The following is a 2,276-nucleotide window of genomic DNA, read 5'->3' on the forward strand; positions in this document are numbered from 1 at the left end:
ACTATTATTGTATGATAAAAGTTACTTAAAAACTCACAAAGTCAACAGCCTAGGTTAGAGCTTCTCGTAACCCACCATTGTTAGATTGATGGTGCGTTACGGACTACAATGAAATTGGAGATTTTTTTTTATTTGGAAGTACCTAACCCTTGTATCTTAAGGTGAAGTTTTTTCCAACGCATTAATGAGGGTTTCAGCTTATAACAATTAAAATCTGAAAGCAAAAAAATAATGTTTGCGATCGATTTTAGGGTCAAGCAATGGGGGGTTAACGTAAGAATAGGGCTTCTAGCTAGTACATTGTTGGTACACCTTAACAGGGGTAGACTTATGGACTGTACAAATAATTATACTTTCCCCATAAATAAGTCTTGTCGTGCCTCCGCAATGCTACGCAAATGTGCCAGTACAGAAGATTCTGTCCGGCAACTTCCCAGTTTCTAAGTCTTTTCCAGCAGATGTCTAATAACATCCCGATATATTGATTAACAAATCCTGCCAGCGATTTAAATGATTGCTAATATTTACAGGGTAAGTAGTAGTGCAAAAATTATACATTCCGAAAATCTCAAACCCTCGTCATTGCGTAGCTTGCTACTTACAGAAGCCGCTTGCGCGTCTACCCATAGGGTGGAATGTACTTCGAAGCGGAGAAGTAAACTACGCTTTTAGCGTTCCCGCACGGTAGCATAAGTCCGAAGCGGACACGCTCCGCAAACGCAGTGTATATTTAATTTCGCGTAACCACTTATAGAAAATTTTAGTTCTGTAATTTATGAAACTTAGCCTCTGTGCCATTGTCAAAAATGAAGAAGCTAGATTAGCCAAATGTCTTAATAGTGCTAAAAGTATAGTTAATGAAATTGTAGTATTAGATACAGGCTCTAGCGATAGAACTATTGAAATTGCTCAAAATTTAGGTGCAAAAGTATATCAATTTTCTTGGAATAATGATTTTAGTACTGCTAGAAATGAAGCTTTAAAATACGTTATTGGTGATTGGGTTTTGGTGCTGGATGCAGATGAGACACTAACACCAAAAATAAAATCACAGATTCGTCAAGTAATTGAAATGCCGGAATATATTTTAGTTAATTTGCTGCGTTATGAAGTTGGGGCAAATCAAGCACCTTATTCGATGGTTTCGAGGTTATTTCGCAACCACCCAAAAATTAAATTTTCTCGCCCTTATCATGCAATTGTTGATGATAGTATTAGTGAGATTTTACGCAAAGAACCTGATTGGCAAATTGGTCATTTAGAGGAAGTGGCAATTTTACATGAAGGATATCAACAAGAAGTCATAAACAAACAAGATAAGTTTGCTAAGGCAAAAGCTGCGATGGAAGGGTTTATTGCTACAAATCCTCATGATCCTTATGTTTGTAGTAAGTTGGGTGCTTTGTATGTGGAATCGGGGAAAGTTGCAGAAGGTATTGAGTTGTTACAGCGTGGAATTGCCTCTAAGCAATCAAATATGGATTTGATGTACGAGTTAAATTATCATTTGGGAATTGCTTATACTCGCAACCAAGATATTCGGAAAGCTGTTTCCTACTACCAAGCTGCGATTAAGTTGGTTGTGATGCCGATTTTAAAATTGGGTGCTTATAATAATTTGGGTAATTTACTCAAAGCTTTGGGTGATTTACGGAGTGCAAAAAGTGCTTATGAAATGACTATTCGTATTGACCCTAATTTTGTGACTGGACATTATAATTTGGGAATGACGCTGAAAGCCATGGGGTTATTTATGGATGCTATTTCTGCATACCAGCGTGCGGTACAGTTAAATCCTCATTATGCGGACGTATATCAAAATTTGGGTGTAGTTTGGTTAAAAATTGGGAATCAAAAAGCTAGTTTAGCTGCTTTTAATAAAGCAATTTCTCTACATGAAATGAATAACCCCAAGGAAGCGATAAGATTGCGTCAAGGATTAGAGGAAATGGGGCTTTTGTAGGAGTTATGTCATATCCACTTGATTAAACACAGTTGCCGCAGAAACGAAATCTTAAATTACAAGGGTTACGGTATATTTTTACTATGTGCATTTACCCGGATTTGATATTAGGAGTTGAGTTGAAAATAAAATGAAATAAGCTAAAAAGCACCTAAATCATATATTAGGGCAGGCAGGGATGCCCACCTCACAATAATTATAATAATTTAGATTATATGATTTAAATGCGGAACAGCTTATAGAACCCATTTGGTATCTTTTATAATGTAGAAAAATCAAACTAAGAGATGAGGTAAATGTACTCAAGTAGCTT

The 2,276-nt window shown here is 36.4% G+C and carries 1 protein-coding gene; it reads left to right on the plus strand.

Features of this window, described 5'->3' with window-relative positions:
• The first annotated feature begins 775 nt into the window (after nucleotides 1-775).
• Nucleotides 776-1,963, plus strand: a complete 1,188-nt coding sequence (locus CK510_RS29535; protein WP_095725006.1) for a glycosyltransferase — start codon at nucleotides 776-778, stop codon at nucleotides 1,961-1,963.
• Nucleotides 1,964-2,276: the final 313 nt, after the last annotated feature.

The sequence above is a fragment of the Brunnivagina elsteri CCALA 953 genome (assembly GCF_002289455.1).
Taxonomy (GTDB): Bacteria; Cyanobacteriota; Cyanobacteriia; order Cyanobacteriales; family Nostocaceae; genus Brunnivagina; species Brunnivagina elsteri.

Excerpts from the sequence above, each read along its gene's own strand:
- CK510_RS29535 (WP_095725006.1), top strand. The coding sequence starts at position 776 with ATGAAACTTAGCCTCTGTGCCATTGTCAAAAATGAAGAAGCTAGATTA.